The following is a 22,615-nucleotide window of genomic DNA, read 5'->3' as shown; positions in this document are numbered from 1 at the left end:
CCCGGCGCAATATCCTTAGGTCTAATGAGGCGCCCGCCATGTCCCTTGCATTAAAGAATTCCTTTTTCCGACACAGAGGTCCGGTCTTGGCCATCGCGGCACTGACTAGTTTGGGCGCCTCGTTCACGGCGCTGGCGCAGGATCAAAGCGACGCGCCGCCGCCGAAAGTGTCGATTGCAGCGGCCTATACCGAAGAAATTACCGATGAGGCCGTGTTCATCGGGCGCGCCGAGGCCATTAACAAGGTGGATATTGTCGCCCGCGTGAACGGCTTTCTTGAAACTCAGGATGTGGAAGACGGTGCGCTTATCAAAAAAGACGACCTGTTGTTTACCATCGAACCCGATCTTTATGAGGCGACCCTGGAGGCCCGGAAAGCCGATCTGGACCGGGCCGAGGCCAATCTGGAGCTTGCCAAGGTCGATCTGGCCCGAAAGGAAGAGCTGTACAAACGCGATGCCACCCCGGAGTCCGAGCGTGACATCGCCCGCGCCAATGAACTGGTCGCCGAGGCCGAGGTCAAGGCCGCGCACGCTGCCATCCAACAAGCAGAGTTGGACCTGAGTTACACCGAGATCCACGCGCCATTTGACGGGCGGATTGGACGTGTGGAAACAAGCGTAGGCGACGTTGTCGGACCGACAAACCCTCCGCTCGTCAACCTGGTAAGCGAAGCTCCGATTTATGTAAATTTCTCGCTGAACGAAAAGCAGTTCACCTCGGTCCTCGAACAGGTTGGAGAGAGCGCAGCTTCACTGGCTGAAAGCAACAAAAGCCCGAATGTACACCTGACCCTGCCCAACGGAACCAAGCTCGACGAAACAGGTGAGATTGTTTTTGTGGACAACCGCATTGATCCATTGACGGGCGCGATCACCATGCGCGCCGAGTTCCCCAATGCCGATCGGTTTATCATCGACGGCCAATTCCTGAGTGTTCAAATCGAGGCATTGGAACCGACCCTTCAGGTGCTGGTCCCTCAGGCCGCATTGCAACGCGATCAGCGCGGTGAGTTCGTGCTGGTGGTGAATGACAAGCAAATGGTGGAACAGCGCTATATCACGACGGGCGACGTGGTTGGGACCGCGATTATTGTGACAGATGGTCTGCGCGAAGGTGAAAGCGTGATCGTTGAGGGCCTGCAGCGGGTTCGTCCGGGCGTCGCGGTAGATGCCGTCGTCGCCTCTGAACAGCCGGGAGAATAACGGATGTTCTCAGCCCTGTTCATTAGCCGGCCCAAGCTGGCCCTAGTTATTTCGCTGGTCCTAACGATCATGGGCGGCATCGGCTATTTGGTTCTGCCGGTCGCTCAGTTCCCGGACATTACGCCACCGGTGGTCAGCGTGACGACTACCTACACTGGCGCCAACGCCGAAACCGTGGAAAACACCGTCGCCGCACCGATCGAGGCGCAGGTCAACGGTGTGGACGACATGATCTACATGACGTCGACCTCGGCAGATAACGGATCCTATTCGCTCAACGTCACATTCGAAGTGGGCACCGACCCGGACATCGCCTCAGTCAACGTGCAGAACCGCGTGGCTCAGGCCATGTCGTCCTTGCCTGCCGAAGTGACCTCATCTGGTGTGGTAACTCAAAAAGCATCCACCAACATGCTGTTGCTGGTGACGCTGACCTCGCCGAATGAGACTTATGACAGTGTCTTTCTATCAAACTATGCTTCGATCAACCTGAAAGACGCGCTGGCGCGTGTTCAGGGTGTGGGTAAAGCCGACGTTCTGACCAATCTGGAGTACGCCATGCGGATCTGGATGGACCCGGATCAGATGGCTGCTTTGTCCATCACTCCGGGTGACGTGATCAATGCAATTCGGGAACAAAACGTCGAAGTTTCGGCCGGTTCCATCGGCGCTCCTCCGGTCCCGGAAGGGCAGACCTTTCAATACACGATCAAAACCAAGGGCCGCCTGACCTCGGCCGCAGAGTTCGGCGACATTGTCATCCGAACCGGGGATGCCGGTTCAATCGTACGGGTCAAGGACATCGCGCGGGTCGAGCTGGGTGCAGAATATTATGCGGCTTCGGGCTATTTCGACAGTGTCCCGGCCACGGTAATCGGCATTTATCAGGCCCCTGGCGCGAATGCGCTGGCCGTGTCGGACCGTGTCGAGGCCGAGCTTGAGCGATTGTCCCGAACCTTCCCGACGGATGTGGAATACGCCGTACCTTTCAACACCACAGACTTTGTCAAACAGTCGCTGAATGACGTGGTCTCGACCCTGATCCTGACCTTCATCCTTGTGATCTCGGTGGTGTTTGTCTTCCTTGGAAGCTGGCGCGCGACGATCATTCCGGCGGTTGCGATCCCCGTGTCGTTGATCGGGACATTCGCGTTCTTGCTGCTTTTCGGTATGTCGCTGAACACGATCTCTTTGTTCGCCCTGGTACTGGCCATCGGGATTGTGGTGGATGACGCAATCGTTGTGGTCGAAAACGTCGAACGGATCATCGCCGACGAAGGGCTTCCACCGGCTGAGGCAACGCGCAAGGCCATGGGGCAGATCACCGGTCCGGTTATTGCAACCACGCTGGTTCTGTTGGCGGTATTCGTGCCTGTCACCTTTATGCCCGGCATCTCGGGACGGCTTTATTCGCAGTTCGCCGTGACAATCTCGACCGCTGTTGTGATCTCGTCGATCAACGCGTTGACGCTGTCGCCTGCCTTGTGCGGCTTGGTTCTGAAAGCACGATCCGGCCCGCCGAAAGGGCTGTTGGCGGTGTTCGAAAACTTCATCGGCAGCGTTCGCAGTGGCTATGTCGCCATCGTACGCAAATTGCTGATCCTTCCGATCATCGGTCTGGGGATTATTGTCGCGCTGGCCATGGGCACGGGCACGATCATGTCCAACACGTCCAGTGGTTTCCTTCCGCTGGAAGACAACGGATATCTGTTCGTGGATGTACAACTGCCAGACGCTGCGACGTTGGAACGGACCGAAACGGTCACTGCACGTGTCGACGCCCAGATCCAACAGATCCCCGGCGTCGCAAGCACAGTTCTGATCAACGGGTTCTCAATCCTGAACGGTACGACGACAAACGGCGCCGCGATCTTTGTGAACCTCGACAACTGGGACGAACGGAAAGAGGATGACCTGAGCGCTGATGCAATCCTGCAGAAAGTGCTGGCGATTGCCTATGGTGAAACCGCCGCATCGATAATCGCGTTCAACCCACCACCCATTCAAGGCCTGGGCAACTCGGCCGGTGTGGAGATGGAAGTGCAGCAGACCGGAGGCGGTACGCCTCAGGATCTGGCGTCTGCAGTTGGTTCATTCGTCTATTCGGCCAACCAACGACCAGAAATCGGTCAGGCTTATACCACCTTCCGGGCCAACGTTCCTCAGTTGTTCGTGGATCTGGACCGCGAAAAGGCCAAGACGCTGCAAGTCTCGGTGGCTGAGGTGTTCCAGACGATGCAGGCGCAGTTGGGGTCCTACTATGTGAACGACTTCAACCTGTTCGGGCGCGTGTATCGCGTGATGATTCAGGCCGACGGTTCTTATCGCGATAATGTCGACGATATCTCGAACCTGTATGTGCGCTCGACCAAGGGTGAGATGGTGCCTCTGGGTACGCTCATTGATGTCGAAAACGTACTGGGTCCGGTCCTGCTGAAACGTCACAACCTGTTCCGTTCGGCGACAGTAACGGCGGTTCCGGCGCCTGGGTTATCCACTGGTGACGCGATCAATGTCATGACCGAGGAGTCCACGACTGCCCTGCCCCCGGGCTATGCCTTTGAATGGACCGGGACCGCGCAGCAGCAATTGGCGACCGGTGGTCTGGTAGTGATCATCCTCGGTCTGGCGATCCTGTTCGGATACCTCTTCCTTGTAGGGCAATACGAGAGTTGGACCTTGCCTGTGTCGATCCTGCTATCGGTGATCGTCGCCTTGTTCGGGGCGGTGGCGGCCGTGGCTATCGTGGGCAGCGACATCAACCTCTATACGCAGATCGGGATGATCATGCTTGTGGGTTTGGCCTCGAAGAACGGCATCCTGATCGTTGAATTCGCGATGGAGCAACGCGCCAAGGGATTGTCGGTCAAAGACGCCGCAGCCGAGGCCGCCTTTCAGCGTTTCCGTGCGGTGATGATGACGGCCCTGTCCTTCCTCTTGGGTGTTGTGCCGCTTCTGGCGGCCAGCGGCGCGGGTGCCGCCAGCCAGAAAGCCATCGGTGTCGCCGTGTTCGGCGGGATGCTGGCAGCTACTCTGGTCGGCGTGATCCTAGTGCCGGTCCTTTACGCCCTGCTGCAGGGGATGCGGGAATGGATCAAGGGAACCAAAGACGATCCGGGCCCATCAGAAGAGGCCGCGTGATCCAAAACAACAGCCCCGCCAAACTGGCGGGGCTTTTTACTTCTTTGGTCAGGCGTTCACTGCGACGGGTTCGGTTTTGCGATCCATCCAGCCTTGAATGTCAGCGATCTGCTCGGCACTTAACCGCAGGCCCATCTTGTTTCTGCGCCAGACAGCATCTTCGGCCGTGCGCGCATATTCCTTATTCATCAGCCACGCCAGTTCCCGCGCGGTTAGCGTTGCACCGAAGTCATCGCCCAGATCCGATACGGACTTGGCGTCGCCCAAAATTGTCTTGGCCTCAGTGCCATAGGCGCGAACCAGACGTTGCGCCCAGACACGGTCCAGAAACGGGTAGTCGGCCAACAGTGCCTCGACCAAATCCGGTACGCCACCAACCGGAAAATCACCGCCCGGAAGCGAAACGCCTGCAGTCCAGGGGCCGGGAAGATCGGGGAAATGCTCGGACACTTTGTCCATCGCACTCTCGGCGAGACGCCGATAGGTGGTGATCTTGCCACCAAACACATTCAGCACAGGCGCCCCACCCTGCGCGTCAACTTTCAGGGTATAATCCCGCGTCGCCGCAGTGGCGCTGCTGGCCCCGTCGTCATACAACGGACGCACACCAGAATAGGTCCACACGATGTCATCGCGTGTAACCGGTTTCTGGAAATACTTCGATGCAAATGCGCACAGATAGTCCTGCTCGGTCTCCGTACAGATCGGGGGCTCTGCCGGGTCTGGGTGATCCTGGTCCGTTGTGCCGATCAGCGTAAAATCGCGCTCATACGGAATGGCGAAGATGATGCGCCCGTCCTCGCCTTGGAAGAAATAGCACTTGTCGTGATCATAGAGCTTTGGCGTCACGATATGGCTGCCGCGCACCAGCCGCACACCTTCACGAGAGTTGATGTGGATCTTGGTCTGGATGATGTCCCCAACCCAGGGGCCACCCGCGTTGATCAGCATTTTGGCCTGCACCATCCGCGTTTCGCCGCTCTGCTTATCGCGGATGGTGATCTCCCACAGATCATCGACGCGTTTGGCCGCCAGAACTTCGGTCCGTACCAGGATATTCGCCCCGCGTGCCTCGGCATCGCGGGCATTCAGCACAACCAACCGTGAATCCTCGATCCAGCAATCGGAATACTCGTAGGCTGTGTGAAACTTGTTCTGCAACGGCCCGCCTTCCGGCGCGCTTTGCAGATCCAGTGAGCTTGTCCCCGGCAGGATTTTGCGCCCCCCCAGATGGTCATACATAAACAGACCCAGACGGATCAGCCACGCCGGGCGCCGTCCCTTCATCCAAGGCATTACTGTGCTGAGAAGTCGCGAGGTCGGCGTTTCAGAATCGAACCGCATATCCTTGTGATACGGCAATACAAACCGCATCGGCCAGCTGATATGCGGCATCGCCCGCAGTAGTGTTTCACGCTCGATCAACGCCTCGCGCACCAGACGGAATTCGAAATACTCCAGATACCGCAAGCCGCCATGAAACAGCTTGGTCGAGGCCGATGACGTCGCCGAAGCAAGATCGTTCATCTCGGCCAATGTCACGGACAATCCGCGCCCGGCCGCATCGCGCGCTATTCCGCACCCGTTAATCCCACCACCAATGATGAAAAGGTCCGTGACCTTGTCCGTGTGCCGTTCCATGTCCGGATGATTCTCTTTGTTTGAAAAACCGGGGTCATTAACCCGATGAACGCGCGTTTCGTCAATGTTTACTTTCGTTTTTTTTCGTTTTATCACCACAAATCGAAGTGTTTCAAAAGTGTGGCCAAACAGATCTCTTGGAAACCCTTCGAAACTAGAACAAAAACGAACCCACACCGTTTCGGAGCCGATCATGTCCCTTTCCTTTCGTCAGTCAGACATTCTGAACATCGCCAGAAAGGATGGCCGTGTGATGGTGGATGACCTGGCCGCTCAGTTCGGGGTCACGGTTCAGACTATACGCCGCGACTTGTCTGAGCTGGCGGATCTGGGGAAGCTGGACCGGGTTCATGGCGGGGCCGTAATTCGCTCGGGCGTTTCCAATATTGGCTATGAGGATCGCCGCGCCCTGAACGATGAGGCCAAAGCGCGTATTGCGTCGGCCTGCGCCCGAGACATCCCGGACGGCGCGTCGGTTTTCATGAACATCGGTACTTCGACCGAGGCGGTTGCACGCCAATTGGTGAACCACAAGAACCTGATGGTCGTCACCAACAACATGAATGTCGCCAATATATTGGCGGAGAACGCCGATTGCGAAATCGTCGTCGCGGGTGGTGTCCTGCGCAGATCGGATGGCGGCCTGGTCGGCAATCTGACGGTCTCAACCATCCGGCACTTCAAATTCGATTATGCGGTTATCGGCTGCTCGGCACTTGATGCCGATGGCGACCTACTGGATTTCGACTTTCAAGAGGTCCAAGTGAGCCAGACGATCCTGGCCCAGACACGGCGCACCTTTCTTGTTGCCGATCATTCAAAGTTTCAGCGTGTAGCCCCCGCGCGTATCACCTCATTGGCTGAGATCGACACGTTCTACACCGACCGGCCTCTGACGGACCGCCTAAGCAAGAGGTGTCAGGCGTGGAAGACCGACCTTCGCGTGTGCCAATAACCCCCTAAGTAGTTCTCCTAAAAGGTGAACTGGGTAAGAGTTTTCTTGCCAGACCTCCCAGTGCCTGACAGTATCGCGATATTGCGGTCGTTGCACGGAAGGGGAGAACCGGGCCATGATAGCGCTTTTATTTGCGTTACTTACAGCCACCATGGGGCTGAATTATTTTCGACAAACAACGGCAGCCAATGCTCTATTTTTCTTCACGCTGGCGTTGAGTGTGTACTGGCTGAAATTCCACGCCACCAGTCAACTGACAATTCAGTTGTAGGGGGCGATGATGACACCAGAATTGTCCCGAACCCTGAACGCCATGGGCATGCTGGCCGTCAGTCTAGTGCTGCTTTTGGCCTTTGTTTACCAACTGACGCTTTACGAGCTGCCCTGTCCACTTTGCCTGCTGCAACGCGTTGGCTTTGTCGCCGTGGGCGTTGGGCTGGGCTTGAACCTGCTATACGGCGCGCGGCCGCAGCACTATGCGTTGATGTTAATCGCAGCGCTTTATGGCGGCAGCGTATCGGTGCGCCAGATCCTTCTGCATATCGTTCCCGGCACGGGTCATTACGGCTCGCCCGTGTTGGGGCTGCACTATTACACGTGGGCGGCCATTTGTTTTTTTCTGATCCTGCTGGGCACAGCGGTTATGCTGCTGTTTGATCGCCAATACGCTGACGACACTTCGGATCAGCCTCGTTTCGGTGGAAGCACCTTGGCCAAAACTGCCTTCTTCATCATGCTTGGTCTGGCTGTTCTGAATGCCGGTTCGACACTGCTTGAATGTGGTCCTGGCATTTGCGCCGACCCGCCAACCAGCTACAAAGTGATTGACGAACTGGGCTCCAACAACTGAGGATGGGATAACCTTCCCGAACAGAGGCACAAACATGGGGTTACTTGGGCAGCCACTGGGCTATTACGACTACCTGACATTTGTTGCGTTGATTTTGCTACTGGCCGCCGTCATGGCGCTGTTTCTATTCGTGATGGGACTACCGGGCCGCATTGCGATCAAACGCAATCACCCCCATGCCGAAGCTATCAAGATCATGGGCTGGATGGGGTTTCTCGCCATCGTTCCCTGGGTCCATGCATTCATTTGGGCGTTCCACGATGGAACGGTGGTCGATATCCGCCGCATGCCCGATGATGAGCGTGAGGCGGTTCGCAAAGAAATCAAGCGCTTGGGTGGTGAGTTGACGGAAGAATACCGCGACCCGCTGGATCCGGAAGAGACGCAAAAGAGCTAACGCCAAAGGAAACTACAAAATATGTTTGTCGCCCTCGGCATTACGCTGTTCTACATCATTTTTGTCTGGCTTATCTTCTTCAAGTTCCAGTGGCTGAAGTTCAACATCATGTGGGGCATCGTATCCTTCTGGGTGGGCGCGCATCTGCTGCTGATATTTCTGGTTGCCCTTCGGTTCTTTCAGCCGTTTTCCATCGACAGCCACGTGGTCCGCTCAACCATCCAGATCGTCCCACGGCTGACCGAACCGACGATATTGACTGAGGTACTGGTCGAGCCAAATACCGAAGTCACAAAGGGCGATCCCCTGTATCGGTTCGACGACACTGTGTTCGCGCTTGAGGTTGAGGAAGCCACAGCGCAGCTGGTTGCGGCCGAGCAAAACGCCAAGATCCTTGAACAGGACGTCATTGCCGCAGGGGAAGCCATTGAGCGTGCCAACGCTCAACTTGCCTACGCACAGACGCAGCAAGCCCGATACGAAAACCTCGTACCCGCAGGTGGTGCGCGGCAGGACGAGCTAGATCGCTGGAACGAACAGGTGACTGAGGATCAGGCGCAGGTCAAAGAGGCCACGGCAAATCTGGAAAAGGCTCAGCTTGCACTGGATTCCCAGATTGACGGCGTGAACACCGGCATCCTTCAGGCACAAGCGCAATTAGACAAGGCCCAGTACTTTCTGGACAACACAACGATCTACGCCCCCGAAGACGGCATGATCGTGTCCCAACAGGCGCGTCCGGGTCTGGTCGTCGGCGATATCCGCCTGGGCGCCATTGCCAGTTTTGTCACCAAGGACAACCCTTATATTCTTGCAACCTACCGACAGCAGAACCTGAAATTTGTCGAAGTTGGCCAACCCGTTGAAGTCGCCCTTGATCTGTATCCGGGTGAAATTTTGACCGGCAAAGTCGAAGCGATCTGGTGGGCAACCCGACAAGGACAATACCTGCCATCAGGCCGCCTGCCCGGCTTTGAGCTGCCAAAACTTCCCGGACGCATTGCCGTGCAAATCTCGGTCGATATCCCGGACGGGCACACCTTCCCTGCCGGTGGTCACGCGGCTGTGGCGATTTATACCGGTCAGGGCAAAAGCTTTGAGTTCCTGCGGCGGATCAACATTCGCCTCTATTCCTTCGCCAACTTCATTCGACCACTGGATATCTAAGGACGCATATGATGACCCGGGCCAGATTATACCGCCGACTGATGGGTACAGCCCTATGCGCCGCGCTGCTGGTCGGCTGCGCACCAGTTGGCCCGGATTTCGTGCGCCCAAGCTCTCCGGTCGTGAAGCAATGGATCGAGGTCAATAGCCCAAGCACTGGTCAAAGCGGTCTGACCTCGCGCAGCGCTCCGGTGGTGAAATGGTGGCAGACCTTCAATGACCCCACTCTCAACAAACTGATAGCCGAAGCCTATGCCCAGAACCTTGATCTGCAGGTTGCCGGTGCGCGCGTTCTGCAGGCACGCGCGCAGTTGGGCATTGCGTTTGGCGAGCTTTATCCGCAATCACAGGCCATCGGCGCATCCATTGAACGCCGTCAGGTCAGCGACAACCTCGGACCGATTTCCGATATCCGCCGGATCATTCCGTTGGACACCGAGTTTTCGACCTCGCAGGTCGGCTTTGATGCCCAATGGGAACTGGACGTGTGGGGCCAGCAACGTCGTGGCGTTCAGGCCGCGCGATCCAATCTTGCGCTGCAAGTGGCCAATTATGATGACGCGCTTGTCACCCTGACCGGCGATGTTGCGGCGCTATATGTCAACATCCGTGCCTTGCAGGAGTCGCTGGCCGTGGCGCGCGACAACATCCGGTTGCAACAGGAATCCGCAGATCTGACCCAATTGCGGTTTGACAATGGCGTGACAACCGAGCTGGACGTGCAGGAATCCACGGCCCTGTTGAACAATACCAAGGCCTTGGTGCCAGAGATTGAAAGTGATCTTCAACAGGCCAAAAATGCTTTGGCCGTGCTGTTGGGAACCACGCCGTCCCGCATGACCAGCCTACTAGGCAATTCCGGGCGGATCCCCTCGGCGCGTACGAATGTGTCCGTCGGTGTCCCCGCCGAGCTTCTGCGCCGCCGCCCAGACGTTCGCGCGGCCGAGCTGGCAGCGGCCACGCAATCAGCGCAGGTCGGGATCGCTTTGGCCGACCTTTATCCGCAATTCATCTTGTCGGGTGCTATCGGCCTGCAGGCCTCGGGCGGGCAGGATTTGTTTTCAGCAGGCAGCAACACCGGGCTCGCGAATGCCGGTGTGGTCTGGAACGTGCTGAACTATGGCCGGATCAAAAACAACGTCCGCGCGCAGGATGCGGCCTATCAGGCGTTGATCGCCAATTACCAGAACACTGTCCTGACCGCCTATTCCGAGGTTGAAAGCGCGATGGTGGCCTATGCCCAATCTCGCAAGCAAGTTGGCTTCTATGAAAAAAGCGTCGCGGCTTCGCGCAAAGCGGCTGATATCGCCATCGACCAGTATCGGGACGGAATTGCCAGCTATTCGCGTATCCTGAACACACAAACGGCCCTGCTGCGGTCTCAGGCTAATTTGATTCAGGCCCGCCAGCAGGTTTCCAGCAATCTGGTTGCGGTTTACAAGGGATTGGGTGGCGGTTGGCAGATCCGGCAGAACCAGGAATTCCTACCAGAAACCGTTCTGGCCGAAATGGCATATCGCACGGATTGGGGCGATCTGCTGGAGAAAACCCCAACCCGCGCCAGTCTGAACTGAGTGTTACTTCGTCAGCCCGCGCAAACCGCCTGAAATCAGGATGTTCACCTCGTACAGAATACGCGGTGCTGCCAGACCACCGGGGCTGGCGAGGTAATTCGGGCTCCATTCCGGATCGAACTTCTGCTTGAAGGATCGCAGCCCTTCGAAGTGATAGAACTGCTCGCCGTGCTCATATACGAACCCTCCCACGCGGTTCCAGAAAGACGCCAGTTGCCGGTTCTCAATTCCCGAAAACGGTGCCGCTCCTAGCGAGAACCAATGGAACCCCTGCTCTGCCCCCCAGGTCATCATCTCGGCAAACAAGGCGTCCATGATAAAGTTCGACCCGTCCGGCTCATACCGCATCAGGTCCAACGACAATTCGGACTTGTTCCCGCCTTGGAAGAGGTTGGCGAAGGCGACGATCTTTCCCGTATCTGCCTTCTTCAGCACCGCGAAATCGAAATAGGACAGGTATTCATCGTCAAACCCGCCCAAGGCGAACCCCTTCTCCTCACCAGCCTTATGCTCCAGCCAATCGTCTGAAATCTTGCGCAATTCGGGCAACACAGGACCCACTTTGTCCTTCGGTATGATCTCGAATACGTAACCTTCGCGTTCGGCCCGGTTCTTGGCCTGACGGAACCGCTTGCGAGATTTGCCGTCCAGCGAGAAATCTTTCAACGGCACGCGCGCGACCTCTCCGATCTTCAGAATAGACAGGCCCAGATCCAGAAACGTCGGCAGGTACTTAGTTGATACGCTGTAGAAAGCGCACAACTTGCCCTCACGGTCCGCCATTTCGCGCAATTGCCAGATCAGTTGCTTTCCGGCTGTTTCATCCCCAACCGGCTCCCCCTTGGTGATCAGTGCATTGCCTGTGTCGGCATAGGCCAGAAATGCGTCATCGTCCGGTGAAATCAGGAATTGCTTGTCGCCGGTCAGTGAAATCTGCGACTCGGTGTCTTCGCTTTCCATGACCAGACGTTCAACAACCTCGGGGATCTCCGTTCGGACCGGTTCCGGAACCTCGCGCCCGAACAAAGAATTCACGGCCACCACGCCAAGAATAACCGCCACCACAAGACTGGATCGCAAAAAGCGTGAGGCGTCACCGTTCCACGCGAACTCCCACCACAAAGCGTTCTGATATTCGACATGCGAATAGGAAAACAGCCCGACCCAAAAGACGACCAAAAGCAAGGCGACCACGCTGACCAGCCACGGGATGTTCAGGCGGAATATCGATGCCCCGCTGACGCGGTAAAACGCCCCGCGAAACGTGGCCAGTAAGGCGATTGTGCCCAACATGCTGATCGCTTCGTGCGTATCGAGACCCTTGGTCAGCGATGCGACGAACCCGGCAACCATCAGCAGCATGGCCACTATCCATGCGCGGTACAGCTTGCGGAACAGGCCGCGTGAAACAAGGATCAGTAGAACTCCGACAGCGCTTCCGGCAAGATGCGAAGCTTCAACGAAGGACAAAGGCAGAAAGTCCCGCAATGCGCTAAGCTTCTCGCTGCCTGCAGGCAACGCCCCGGACACCAGCAGAATGACACCCGCCACAGCTGCGACACCGGCCGCGACCATCGGCACAATCGGACGGATCACGCGGTAAACCCACGTGGCGGCTCCGCTGATGTGATGTCGGTTCGTCAGGGCCGAAGCCACCGCGATGGACAGCGTCGCGATGGCGAACGGCAAGAAGGTATAAATCAACCGGTACAGCAAAAGGGCGGCGATCACATCAGACCGACCCGAGGCCCCTAGCCCGGCGATTAAAGTTGCCTCAAACGCGCCAATTCCGCCCGGAGCGTGGCTGAGGATTCCGACTGCAATAGCGCCAATGTAAACGGTGAAGAAGAACGGAAACCCAACCCCCAGGTCATCTGGCATCAACACATACAGCGTCATGGACGCCCCAAACAGGTCGCCCACAGCCGCCAGCGTCAGCAATCCCGGCAACTTGCCGCCCGGCAAATTGAAGCCCAAACCGCCGGTGGCCAATCTGCGTCCACCCTTGGAAAGCCAAATGAACAGCGTCGCGAAACCCACAAGCAGGCACAGCCCCATCACGGTTTCGACGGTGTCACTTATGGGCAGAACCTTGGACACGCCATCCGGATGAAAGGTTAGCAACCCACCCAAAAGCAGAATGAAACCTGACCAGAAGGCGATCCAGGATGTGGCGATCACCCCCGCGACCCGACCCAGATCAAGACCCAGAGAGGCATAGATCCGATACCGGATCGCCGTGCCGGTGATGTAGGAAAACCCAAGGCAATTCGACACGGCATAACCACAGGCGCCAGCCATGCCTGCGACAGGCAAAGGGACCTCGCCATCTGCCACACTTTGCACGGCAAATACATCGTAAAGTGACAGTGACAAAAAGCTGACTGCCGTCCAGCACAGGGCAAAAAACATCAATTTCCACGATGTATTCGCGACGTCGGTTTTTACATCAGCCCATTTGACGTGCGAAGACAGCTCGTGCAGGACGGTCAGGGCAATAAGCGTGACCAGAATCGGTATCGCGATCCGGACAAGGGGCTTTTCAAGAAACCCCGAAACCCGTTCGGCCAGGCGTACAGCCCAGAGTTCTTCGACATTTTCATGAGTTGCCATGCTTTGTCCCTGCTCTCAGGCTCAATCACACTCTGCACGATCGAAACGCGCAAGCCGACTTTTGCACATTTTCGTTCAGGCTCAAAGCACTACGGGCGTCACAACCGACCTTTGCGGGTGGACAGCAGCAGGTTGGTCTCGGACTTAGTGATCCCCTCCATACGGCGAATCTGGAACAGCACCTCGTCCAGCTCGGCCAGTGTTTCGGTCCAGATTTCGGCGATCAGATCCCAGCTTCCGTTTGTGGAGTGAACAGCACGCACCTGGCGCATAGCGGCAATTCGGGCCATCGTGCGCTCGGTTCCGCGGCCTTCGATTTCCAGCATCATCAAGCCGCGCACCGGGCTTTGCGCCACGTCCTGACGGGTGAGTACCGTGAACCCAACAATTTCACCGGACTGTTTGAGGCGCTGCAGGCGGCTGCGAACCGTAGTGCGCGTAACACCCAGCGTTTCGGCGAGTTCGGACAGGGACGCCCGTGCATCCCGGTGCAAGGCGCTGAGCAGCCTGCTATCCAAATCGTCCATGACTGCTTCTCATTTCGTTTATCCGAATGCCATTTTGAACATTTTGCTGTCTTTTCGCAAGCCATCACGAGGGTCTAGATAGTCATATGGATACGCAAAATGTAATATTGGTTGGCGCACCAATGGACGCAGGTAAGCGTCGTCAGGGGTGCCGCATGGGCCCGGACGCCTACCGGGTGGCCGGTCTGGAACAAGCTCTGACTGACCTCGGGCACCAAGTGTCGGATATCGGCAATGTCAGCGCCGATCCGTCAGATGTACCGGAGCATCCACACCTTGTGGCGCTGCCCGAGTGCATCGGCTGGACCAGCGCCCTGAGCCGCGCCGCACAGGAAACCGCGCCGAACGGACTGCCAATTTTTATGGGCGGCGATCACGCTTTGTCCATGGGCACAGTTGCCGGGATGGCAACACATGCAGACAGGATGGGTCGCCCCCTGTTCGTGCTTTGGCTGGACGCGCACAGCGACTTTCATACACCTGACAGCACCGGCAGCGGCAACCTGCACGGCACACCGGTTGCCTATTTCACCGGGCAACCCGGGTTTGACGCATTCCCTGCGCTGGCTGCACCGATTCCAACGGATCGAGTAGGCATGATTGGTTTGCGTTCCGTGGATCCGGCAGAACGTGCACGATTGGAACAGGATCAGGCCATGCTGGCAGACATGCGCAGCATTGATGAGCACGGTATCAAGGCACCTTTGATCGCGTTCCTCGACCGAGTACGCGCAGCAAACGGTATCCTGCACGTCTCGCTGGACGTCGACTTTCTGGACCCTTCAATTGCGCCCGCCGTTGGCACCACTGTTCCTGGCGGCGCGACCGAACGCGAAGCCCATCTGGCGATGGAACTGCTGCACGAAAGCGGCCTCGTCTGCTCGCTGGATTTGGTCGAACTGAACCCGTTTCTGGATGAACGTGGACGAACCGCAAAATTGATGGTCGATCTGGCCGCGTCCCTGTTGGGCCGCCGCATCTTCGACCGCCCGACCCGGAGTTTCTGATGAATTCCCTTCAATCTCCTTCCGCTGTTGTCATGGTTCGACCGCATGAGTTTGTGTCGAACCCAGAGACTCGCCATGACAATGCGTTTCAGACACTGGCACATCGATCCGCCGAAGCGACTTCAGCAGCCGCGCGCGATGAACATGATCGTGCAGTCGAACAACTGCGCGATGCAGGCGTCACAGTTCATGTATTTGATGATCACGGCCAACAAAACACGCCGGACAGTGTCTTTCCCAACAACTGGTTCTCGACGCATCCCGGCGGACACATTGCAATCTATCCGATGTTTGTTCCGTCGCGTCGACGCGAACGCCGCACAGATGTTATCGAGTTGTTGAAACAGGAATACCGCGTTCAGGACGTGATCGATTATTCGGGGCTGGAACAGGACGATCTCGCACTGGAAGGTACCGGAGCAATGGTTCTCGATCACGTCGGCCGCATCGCTTACACGGTCAAGTCAAACCGCGCTGATCCCGTTTTGTTGGAGCGGTTCTGCACGAACTTCAACTACGAACCCATCGCGTTCGAAGCTAGGGACGACGCAGGCCGAGACGTTTATCACACCAATGTCCTGATGGGAATCGGCACGCATTACGCACTGATCTGCCTCGACATGATACTCGATGCCGAACGCCGCGCGACCGTGCAGGCGCGATTGGAAGAATCCGGTCGCACCGTAATCGATCTGTCCCATGACCAGATCGCAAACTTTGCTGGAAACACCATCGAGCTTAGTGGTCGTGATGGGCTCGTGCTAGCTCTTTCCAGCCGCGCCAAAGATGCGCTGACGCCCCAACAGACCGACATCATCGAAGACAGCGCCACTCTGCTGCCGTTGTCGGTTCCAACCATTGAAACAGCCGGAGGATCAGTACGTTGCATGATCGCCGGTATCCACCTTTCCCGCCGATAGGAGACCATGATGCAACCTTCTGACAAGGCGCTTGTGCCCTTTGTATCCGTCGACAACATGATGCGGCTGGTGCACCATATCGGGCTTGAAAAGATGATCACTCAGATCGCGGCTCAGATTGAATCCGACTTCAAACGCTGGGAGAGCTTTGACAAGACCCCTCGCATTCCGGCGCATTCTCCCCATGGCGTAATCGAACTGATGCCAACCTCGGATGGTGAGGCCTACGGGTTTAAATACGTCAACGGGCACCCCAAGAACACGTCCGAGGGCCTGCAGACCGTGACAGCCTTTGGCCTTCTGGCCGACGTCTATACCGGCTACCCTACGCTTTTGACCGAGATGACGATGCTAACCGCCCTCCGCACGGCGGCAACCTCGGCCCTTGTCGGCAGTTATCTGGCACCCAAGTCATCGCGCGTCATGGCGATGATTGGGAATGGGGCTCAGTCCGAGTTCCAATGCTTGGCGTTCAAGGCCATGTGCGGGATCGACACTGTGCGCCTTTACGATACCGATCATGCGGCCACCGAAAAATGCGCGGCAAACCTCAAGAATTCCGGGCTGACGGTCGTGCTTTGCAAAACACCCGAGGACGCCATCGAAGGTGCTCAGATCATCACGACCTGCACCGCAGATAAGAAAAACGCAACAATCCTGACCGACAACATGGTCGGACCGGGCGTCCACATCAATGCAATTGGCGGTGATTGCCCCGGCAAGACCGAACTACACCGCGATATTCTGCTACGCTCGGGCATCTTTGTCGAATACCCGGAACAAACACGCATCGAGGGCGAGATTCAGGCCTTGGCCGAGGATCACCCAGTGACCGAATTGTGGCAGGTCATGACCGGTCAGGCCAAAGGCCGGCGCGACGACCGACAGATCACTCTTTTTGATAGCGTTGGCTTCGCGATCGAGGATTTCTCGGCCTTGTGCTACGTCCAGTCTGCCATCAAAGGCACTGATTTCTTTGAACCTTTGGACATGTTGGCAGATCCGGATGATCCGCGGGATCTGTATGGAATGCTGATGCGGGCGAGCTGAAGAACCCGCACTTCACGTCGACTGGCCCCCGGTTCACCACCGGGGGCTTTTTCTACCCAGCCAATGACGGCAGGTAGAGTACGATACCGGGAAACGCTACGAGCAGCGCGATCGTCACGCCATCGGCGATGAAGAACGGGGTTACGCCCTTGAACACGTCCTGAACGCTCAGATCCGGGCGCACCCCGGCAACGACGAAACAATTCAGGCCAATAGGAGGCGTGATCAGGCAAAACTCGGCCATTTTCACCACCAGAATACCAAACCAGATCGCACACATCGGACCTGACATGCCAAAAGCGCTCTCGGCGGCACTGACCGTCTCCCCCCCGTTCAGGGCCATGACCGCTGGATAGACGACCGGTAATGTCAGCAACAGCATCCCGATGGCATCCATGAACATGCCCAAGACCGCATAGGCGAGCAGGATACAGATCAGGATCAGCATCGGCGACATTTCCAACGAAGTGATCCAGTCCGAGAACGCGCCCGGAAGATCGGCAAACCCCAGAAACCGTACGTAGATCAGCACCCCCCAGATGATCGTGAAGATCATCGCGGTTAGTTTGGCAGTTTCCAGCAGCGCCGACTTCAGTTCGGGCCACCGCATTCCGTGGAAAAGGGCGAAACAGAAGACGATGAAGGCACCGATAGCCCCGCCTTCGGTTGGAGTGCCCCAAGCCTTTTCTCCAAACGGGTTATAGACAAAGCAAATGATGATCAGGATTACAGCGACAATCGGAAAGGCGCCCGGCAGTGACGCAAAACGCTGTTTCCAGGTGAAACCTGTTACCGGTGGACCAACGTTTTTGAATACAACCGCGATGCCGACGATAAGCAGACCGTACACAACGGCCGAAAATGCACCGGGGATAAACCCGGCGAGCAGCAGTTTACCGACATCCTGTTCTACGATGATGGCATAGATCACAAGGATCGCAGATGGCGGGATCAATGAGGCCAGTGTACCGCCCGCTGCGACCACTCCGGCTGCGAATTGCTTGTTGTAACCGACTTTCAGCATCTCGGGGATAGCGATCCGGGCGAACACAGCCGAGGTCGCCACCGACGCGCCAGAAACGGCCGCGAACCCGGCTGTGGCGAACACAGTCGAAACCGCGAGCCCTCCGGGCACCCACGCAACCCAACGTTTAGCGGCCTCGAACAACGCGCGCGTCAGGCCAGCATAATAGGCCAGATAACCGATCAGGATAAAGGTGGGGATCAGGCTGAGTGTATGGGCCGCAACCTTGGAATGGGGCACCTGCCCCGCCGTCTTGACCGCGACGGTTAATGCTTTGCCGAAGCGATCAGGATCGTATCCAAACTTGGCCCAGAAAATCCAAACCAACCCGACTAGCCCCGCAAGAGCCGCCGCGAAGGCCACGCGCATTCCGGTCACAACCAGAACCAGCAGGCCACCCGTGACCCACAGGCCAATCTCTATCGAGTCCATGCGTTAGTCCTGCCCTTCGAATTGTTCGGCTTCGGCAGCGGCCTGAGCAGCCGCATCCTGTATCAGTGGAACGGCTACGGGGCTTTCGGCCCCTACGATCAGCGCGCGACCATATCCCCAAACCTGAAGCAGCAGCCGTAGGCAAAGCACCGAGAACGCCACAGGTGCCAGCAGTTTGGCCGGCCAAAGCGGGATACCGATGTCGATTGAACTGTCCCGGCTCCACATCGGCGCGCCAAAGTCGAACGAGCGGTCAAAATGGGACCAACTGCCCCAGACCAAGGCCAGCATCAGCACCAGGATCAGAAGAACCGAAATAAGCTCGAACAGCCACAGCGCCCGGCCGTGCAGGCGTGAGATGACAATGTCCATCCGTATATGACCGCCATCGCGCTGAACATATGAAATGCCCAGAAATGCAATCAGCGGCATCGCCTGTTCGATCCAGTCGACATATCCTGGCAAAGGTGCGTTAATCGCATTGCGTCCGCTGACCGAGACCACCGCCAGAACCATAAGACTGAACACGGCAAGGCCGCTGATCAGAGCCAGAAACCGCTCTAACCGCAACAACTTACGGTCCAAAGAACTCAGGAGGCTGTTGTCTTCAAGCACCGTGGCCTGTCCTGCCATTGCGGTGTTCCCCTGTATTTTTATTGGTGTCCGGATGCCCCGATGGGCATCCGGATTTTGTGCTTAGTTACCGCTACGTTGCTGTTCCAGCGTGGACTGGACCAGATCATACAGGTCCTGCGCAGGAATACCCTGAGCGGACATATCCTCAATCCACTGTGCCCGGATGGGATCGGCCGCTTTGGTGCGGAACTCTGCGATTACCGCATCATCGATCTGTACCTTTGCGACGCCCTTTTCGTCCAAAACACTGTCCCACTGATCCAGCAGCGATCCATAATTGGCCAGATAGTGATCAATCGCTTCGTCGATCGAACTGTCCAGCGCCTCGCGATGCTCAGCCGGCAGTGCCTCATAGGCATCGATATTGACCACAACCGGGCAATTCACAGTGCCGGGGTTTAGGTTGGCCGTCCACCAATCCGCTTCGTTGATCGTGCCAAAAGACAGGTGCGCGTGCTGAGCAAAGGCAACCGTGTCAACGACACCGGACTCCATTGCGTTAAAGGCCTCGGTTGCAGGAACCGAGGTCGGAACACCGCCGACCGCTTCGAATGCCTTGCCCAGACCACCTGTGGCGCGGACACGCATGCCTTCGAACTCGGCAAGTTCGTCACGCGGGTCGCCGGTTCCAACAATGTTGTACTGCGGCATGGGTGAGGTCATGATGATACGCGCGTTCCACTGCGCCATCTCATCCTTGACGGCTGGGTGATCGTAAACCGCGTGGCTGACGGCAACTTCCTCGTCCAAGTTGTCAACGCCCAGGAACGGCAGCTCTAGAACGGTGATCGCGCGGTTTTTGTCACGATGATACCCGGCACAGAACTGCGCCATCTCAAATGCGCCGATTTCGATTCCATCCAAATTCTCGCGCGGTTTGGACAGGCCGCCATAGCTGACATTGATTGTGAAATCGCCATTGGTCTTTTCGCTGACCAACTCAGACAGTTTCTCAACATGCTCGGTGAACGCACGACGTTTGCCCCAGACCGAAGCATTCCATTCAGTTGCGGCTGCCTCGGACACGAACGCAACACACAAGGCGGCCACAGCAGAGCCGCTCAAAATCTTTTTCATACTGATTTCTCCCTTTGCTGCACCCCCTTACCGAGGCGCTTGCGATCAAAGCTAGCGCCAACATCGGAATGTGCCAACCCCCGGTCAGCATTCATGGCCAGTAAGGAATGGCACCGTTGAGCGCTAACAACCGAAAGGTGAGTCTCAGATGCAATTTAGTTGTAATCGGGCGGCTTATTTCTGCACAAATTTTCATTACAGCCAAAGCTATGTAAAGGCACCACTATTCCCAATGATGATCTCTTTCTTTACAAAACCACTTCGAGCCAAAAAAATAATTTACAAACTAATCGTGATAAATCGGTAATTTATTTCCTTGTTTTCAGCTCTCCGTATTATTGCGCATAAGGAGGAAACAGATCGACATCGCCAGTTCAGCAGGCAAAATCGGTCTGATTCAATATGATCCAGAGGGAGGAGCCTCAGAATGACAACCGCTGCCCAGGCAGAAGCCAATACCTTTCCGCCGTCCGCCGAAACCGTGGCCCGCACGCATGTTAACGCTGAAAAATACACTGAGATGTATGCGGCTTCGATCAACGATCCCGTCGCGTTCTGGGACGAACAAGGCAAGCGGATCGACTGGATCAAGCCCTACACACAAGTCAAAGATGTAAACTATGATTTCGGCTCGGTCGGAATCAACTGGTACGCAGACGGCACGCTGAACGTTTCGGCCAACTGCCTGGACCGCCATCTGAAAACCCGCGGCGATCAAACTGCGATCATCTGGGAACCGGATGATCCAAAAGACGAAACGCAGCACATCACCTATGCTGAGTTGCACCGCCGGACCTGCCGGATGGCAAACATTCTGGAATCGCTGGGCGTGCGTAAGGGCGACCGCGTCGTGATCTATATGCCGATGATCCCCGAGGCCGCCTATGCCATGCTGGCCTGCGCGCGCATTGGCGCGATCCATTCGATCGTCTTTGCGGGTTTTTCACCAGACGCTCTGGCGGCGCGCGTCAATGGCTGCGACGCAAAGGTTGTCATCACTGCCGACGAGGCCCCGCGAGGCGGCCGCAAGACTGCGCTGAAATCCAATGCGGACGCCGCCCTGTTGCACTGCAAAGACACGGTGAAATGCCTGGTGGTCAAACGCACTGGTGGTCAGACCACATGGATCGACGGCCGCGACTATGATTACAACGAATTGGCGCTTGAGGCCGATGACTACTGCGCGCCTGCTGAGATGAGCGCCGAAGACCCGCTTTTCATCCTCTACACCTCCGGCTCGACCGGACAACCCAAGGGTGTGGTACATACCACTGGCGGCTATCTGGTTTTCGCATCGCTGACCCATGAGATCACTTTCGATTACCACGAGGGCGATGTGTATTGGTGCACTGCTGACGTGGGCTGGGTCACAGGCCACAGCTATATCGTCTATGGCCCGCTGGCCAACGGCGCGACTACTCTGATGTTCGAAGGTGTCCCTACCTACCCCGACGCGGGCCGGTTCTGGGAGGTATGCGCCAAGCACAAGGTCAACCAGTTCTATACCGCACCAACCGCGATCCGCGCGTTGATGGGGCAAGGCAACGAGTGGGTCGAGAAGCATGATCTGAGCGACCTGAAACTACTGGGCACCGTGGGCGAACCGATCAACCCCGAAGCCTGGAACTGGTACAATGAGGTAGTCGGCAAAGGCAATTGCCCCATCGTGGATACATGGTGGCAGACCGAGACCGGTGGTCATCTGATGACCCCCCTGCCCGGCGCTCACGCGATGAAGCCGGGCGCTGCGATGAAACCATTCTTCGGCATTCAGCCGGTCGTGCTGGACCCGCAATCAGGCATCGAGATCAACGGCAACGGCGTCGAAGGTGTTCTGTGTATCAAGGACAGCTGGCCCGGCCAAATGCGCACCGTCTGGGGTGATCATGAACGGTTCGAAAAGACCTATTTCTCGGACTACAAAGGTTACTACTTCACCGGTGACGGCTGCCGTCGTGACGAGGATGGTGATTACTGGATCACCGGTCGCGTTGACGATGTGATCAACGTCTCGGGCCACCGTATGGGGACCGCCGAAGTTGAAAGCGCGCTTGTAGCGCATGCCGCCGTGGCCGAGGCCGCCGTGGTCGGATACCCCCATGAGATCAAAGGGCAAGGCATCTATTGCTATGTCACTCTGATGAATGACCGCGAGCCGTCGGATGAGCTGCTGAAAGAGCTGCGCACCTGGGTCCGGACCGAGATCGGCCCGATTGCGTCGCCCGACGTGATCCAGTGGGCACCCGGTCTGCCCAAGACCCGTTCCGGCAAGATCATGCGCCGTATCCTGCGCAAGATCGCCGAGAACGACTTTGGCGCATTGGGCGACACTTCGACATTGGCCGATCCGTCGGTGGTCGAAGACCTGATCGAAAACCGTGCAAACAAGTGAGGATGTG

18 protein-coding genes are annotated in these 22,615 nt (G+C 57.1%); 12 read left to right on the top strand and 6 right to left on the bottom strand.

Going from position 1 to position 22,615, the window contains the following annotated elements; genetic code table 11:
* The first annotated feature begins 38 nt into the window (after window positions 1–38).
* Together AC2FID_RS01995 and AC2FID_RS01990 are read left to right on the top strand one after the other, a co-directional pair.
* A complete protein-coding gene (locus tag AC2FID_RS01995; RefSeq protein WP_472723606.1) occupies window positions 39–1,205 on the top strand; it encodes an efflux RND transporter periplasmic adaptor subunit in 1,167 nt (388 codons plus the stop codon).
* Between the two features lie 3 nt (window positions 1,206–1,208).
* Window positions 1,209–4,346 carry an efflux RND transporter permease subunit gene (locus AC2FID_RS01990; RefSeq protein WP_282151023.1) on the top strand — a complete coding sequence of 1,046 codons (3,138 nt, stop codon included), beginning with the start codon at window positions 1,209–1,211 and terminating at the stop codon, window positions 4,344–4,346.
* Window positions 4,347–4,394: 48 nt separating this feature from the next.
* Here AC2FID_RS01990 and glpD read toward each other — a convergent pair whose 3' ends face one another.
* Window positions 4,395–5,987 (bottom strand): glycerol-3-phosphate dehydrogenase, encoded by a 1,593-nt coding sequence (glpD, locus tag AC2FID_RS01985; protein ID WP_496835154.1) that lies wholly within the window; start codon window positions 5,985–5,987, stop codon window positions 4,395–4,397.
* Between the two features lie 193 nt (window positions 5,988–6,180).
* On the opposite strand from glpD, the gene AC2FID_RS01980 reads away from it, so the two are divergent.
* The 6 genes from AC2FID_RS01980 (at window position 6,181) to AC2FID_RS01955 (ending at window position 10,930) form a co-directional block, all read left to right on the top strand.
* Entirely contained in the window at window positions 6,181–6,942 is a 762-nt protein-coding gene (locus AC2FID_RS01980) for a DeoR/GlpR family DNA-binding transcription regulator (protein WP_496835153.1), read from the top strand.
* 115 nt (window positions 6,943–7,057) lie between these two features.
* Entirely contained in the window at window positions 7,058–7,213 is a 156-nt protein-coding gene (locus tag AC2FID_RS01975) for a DUF5993 family protein (protein ID WP_199528470.1), read from the top strand.
* 9 nt (window positions 7,214–7,222) lie between these two features.
* Complete coding sequence (locus tag AC2FID_RS01970; protein WP_496835151.1) at window positions 7,223–7,792, top strand: disulfide bond formation protein B; 570 nt, start codon at window positions 7,223–7,225, stop codon at window positions 7,790–7,792.
* 34 nt (window positions 7,793–7,826) lie between these two features.
* Window positions 7,827–8,189 carry a DUF3302 domain-containing protein gene (locus AC2FID_RS01965; protein WP_113788976.1) on the top strand — a complete coding sequence of 121 codons (363 nt, stop codon included), beginning with the start codon at window positions 7,827–7,829 and terminating at the stop codon, window positions 8,187–8,189.
* 21 nt (window positions 8,190–8,210) lie between these two features.
* The gene (locus AC2FID_RS01960; protein ID WP_058273814.1) at window positions 8,211–9,356 is read left to right on the top strand and encodes an HlyD family secretion protein; all 1,146 of its coding nucleotides are present in this window, start codon (window positions 8,211–8,213) and stop codon (window positions 9,354–9,356) included.
* Between the two features lie 11 nt (window positions 9,357–9,367).
* On the top strand, window positions 9,368–10,930 hold the full coding sequence (locus AC2FID_RS01955; protein WP_496835148.1) for an efflux transporter outer membrane subunit: 1,563 nt from the start codon (window positions 9,368–9,370) through the stop codon (window positions 10,928–10,930).
* Window positions 10,931–10,933: 3 nt separating this feature from the next.
* On the opposite strand, the gene mprF is transcribed toward AC2FID_RS01955, so the two are convergent.
* Entirely contained in the window at window positions 10,934–13,543 is a 2,610-nt protein-coding gene (gene mprF, locus AC2FID_RS01950) for a bifunctional lysylphosphatidylglycerol flippase/synthetase MprF (RefSeq protein ID WP_496835146.1), read from the bottom strand.
* Window positions 13,544–13,641: 98 nt separating this feature from the next.
* Window positions 13,642–14,070, bottom strand: a complete 429-nt coding sequence (locus AC2FID_RS01945) for an Lrp/AsnC family transcriptional regulator (RefSeq protein ID WP_058277712.1) — start codon at window positions 14,068–14,070, stop codon at window positions 13,642–13,644.
* Window positions 14,071–14,156: 86 nt separating this feature from the next.
* On the opposite strand from AC2FID_RS01945, the gene rocF reads away from it, so the two are divergent.
* From rocF to ocd, 3 genes are read left to right on the top strand one after another with little or no spacing between them, the layout of a single operon-like run.
* Window positions 14,157–15,077 carry an arginase gene (gene rocF, locus AC2FID_RS01940; protein ID WP_496835144.1) on the top strand — a complete coding sequence of 307 codons (921 nt, stop codon included), beginning with the start codon at window positions 14,157–14,159 and terminating at the stop codon, window positions 15,075–15,077.
* Complete coding sequence (gene ctlX, locus AC2FID_RS01935) at window positions 15,077–15,997, top strand: citrulline utilization hydrolase CtlX (RefSeq protein ID WP_496835142.1); 921 nt, start codon at window positions 15,077–15,079, stop codon at window positions 15,995–15,997. The genes rocF and ctlX overlap by 1 nt, the downstream gene beginning before the upstream one ends.
* Window positions 15,998–16,003: 6 nt before the next feature.
* Window positions 16,004–17,047 carry an ornithine cyclodeaminase gene (ocd, locus tag AC2FID_RS01930; protein WP_472723595.1) on the top strand — a complete coding sequence of 348 codons (1,044 nt, stop codon included), beginning with the start codon at window positions 16,004–16,006 and terminating at the stop codon, window positions 17,045–17,047.
* A 52-nt stretch (window positions 17,048–17,099) separates the two neighbouring features.
* Here ocd and AC2FID_RS01925 read toward each other — a convergent pair whose 3' ends face one another.
* The 3 genes from AC2FID_RS01925 to dctP all read right to left on the bottom strand — a co-directional run bounded on the left by AC2FID_RS01925 (window position 17,100) and on the right by dctP (window position 20,216).
* Window positions 17,100–18,503 (bottom strand): TRAP transporter large permease, encoded by a 1,404-nt coding sequence (locus AC2FID_RS01925; RefSeq protein WP_058273820.1) that lies wholly within the window; start codon window positions 18,501–18,503, stop codon window positions 17,100–17,102.
* A gap of 3 nt (window positions 18,504–18,506) precedes the next feature.
* Window positions 18,507–19,136: a TRAP transporter small permease gene (locus AC2FID_RS01920; RefSeq protein ID WP_058273821.1), complete on the bottom strand. Its 630-nt coding sequence runs from the start codon at window positions 19,134–19,136 to the stop codon at window positions 18,507–18,509.
* Window positions 19,137–19,199: 63 nt separating this feature from the next.
* Window positions 19,200–20,216 (bottom strand): TRAP transporter substrate-binding protein DctP, encoded by a 1,017-nt coding sequence (gene dctP / locus AC2FID_RS01915; protein ID WP_496835140.1) that lies wholly within the window; start codon window positions 20,214–20,216, stop codon window positions 19,200–19,202.
* Between the two features lie 427 nt (window positions 20,217–20,643).
* Here dctP and acs point away from each other — a divergent pair, with 427 nt between their 5' ends.
* Window positions 20,644–22,608, top strand: coding sequence for an acetate--CoA ligase (gene acs, locus AC2FID_RS01910; RefSeq protein ID WP_496835138.1), 1,965 nt, complete (start codon window positions 20,644–20,646; stop codon window positions 22,606–22,608).
* The last annotated feature ends 7 nt before the right edge of the window (window positions 22,609–22,615 follow it).

Source organism: Ruegeria sp. CDSC068 (assembly GCF_059610545.1).
This window is presented reverse-complemented; position numbering and strand designations above follow the sequence as displayed.

What these genes read in the sequence shown, in the direction of transcription:
- AC2FID_RS01995 (WP_472723606.1), top strand. Translation starts at nt 39, where the DNA reads ATGTCCCTTGCATTAAAGAATTCCTTTTTCCGACACAGAGGTCCGGTC.
- AC2FID_RS01990 (WP_282151023.1), top strand. Translation starts at nt 1,209, where the DNA reads ATGTTCTCAGCCCTGTTCATTAGCCGGCCCAAGCTGGCCCTAGTTATT.
- glpD (WP_496835154.1), bottom strand. Translation starts at nt 5,987, where the DNA reads ATGGAACGGCACACGGACAAGGTCACGGACCTTTTCATCATTGGTGGT.
- AC2FID_RS01980 (WP_496835153.1), top strand. Translation starts at nt 6,181, where the DNA reads ATGTCCCTTTCCTTTCGTCAGTCAGACATTCTGAACATCGCCAGAAAG.
- AC2FID_RS01975 (WP_199528470.1), top strand. Translation starts at nt 7,058, where the DNA reads ATGATAGCGCTTTTATTTGCGTTACTTACAGCCACCATGGGGCTGAAT.
- AC2FID_RS01970 (WP_496835151.1), top strand. Translation starts at nt 7,223, where the DNA reads ATGACACCAGAATTGTCCCGAACCCTGAACGCCATGGGCATGCTGGCC.
- AC2FID_RS01965 (WP_113788976.1), top strand. Translation starts at nt 7,827, where the DNA reads ATGGGGTTACTTGGGCAGCCACTGGGCTATTACGACTACCTGACATTT.
- AC2FID_RS01960 (WP_058273814.1), top strand. Translation starts at nt 8,211, where the DNA reads ATGTTTGTCGCCCTCGGCATTACGCTGTTCTACATCATTTTTGTCTGG.
- AC2FID_RS01955 (WP_496835148.1), top strand. Translation starts at nt 9,368, where the DNA reads ATGACCCGGGCCAGATTATACCGCCGACTGATGGGTACAGCCCTATGC.
- mprF (WP_496835146.1), bottom strand. Translation starts at nt 13,543, where the DNA reads ATGGCAACTCATGAAAATGTCGAAGAACTCTGGGCTGTACGCCTGGCC.
- AC2FID_RS01945 (WP_058277712.1), bottom strand. Translation starts at nt 14,070, where the DNA reads ATGGACGATTTGGATAGCAGGCTGCTCAGCGCCTTGCACCGGGATGCA.
- rocF (WP_496835144.1), top strand. Translation starts at nt 14,157, where the DNA reads ATGGATACGCAAAATGTAATATTGGTTGGCGCACCAATGGACGCAGGT.
- ctlX (WP_496835142.1), top strand. Translation starts at nt 15,077, where the DNA reads ATGAATTCCCTTCAATCTCCTTCCGCTGTTGTCATGGTTCGACCGCAT.
- ocd (WP_472723595.1), top strand. Translation starts at nt 16,004, where the DNA reads ATGATGCAACCTTCTGACAAGGCGCTTGTGCCCTTTGTATCCGTCGAC.
- AC2FID_RS01925 (WP_058273820.1), bottom strand. Translation starts at nt 18,503, where the DNA reads ATGGACTCGATAGAGATTGGCCTGTGGGTCACGGGTGGCCTGCTGGTT.
- AC2FID_RS01920 (WP_058273821.1), bottom strand. Translation starts at nt 19,136, where the DNA reads ATGGCAGGACAGGCCACGGTGCTTGAAGACAACAGCCTCCTGAGTTCT.
- dctP (WP_496835140.1), bottom strand. Translation starts at nt 20,216, where the DNA reads ATGAAAAAGATTTTGAGCGGCTCTGCTGTGGCCGCCTTGTGTGTTGCG.
- acs (WP_496835138.1), top strand. Translation starts at nt 20,644, where the DNA reads ATGACAACCGCTGCCCAGGCAGAAGCCAATACCTTTCCGCCGTCCGCC.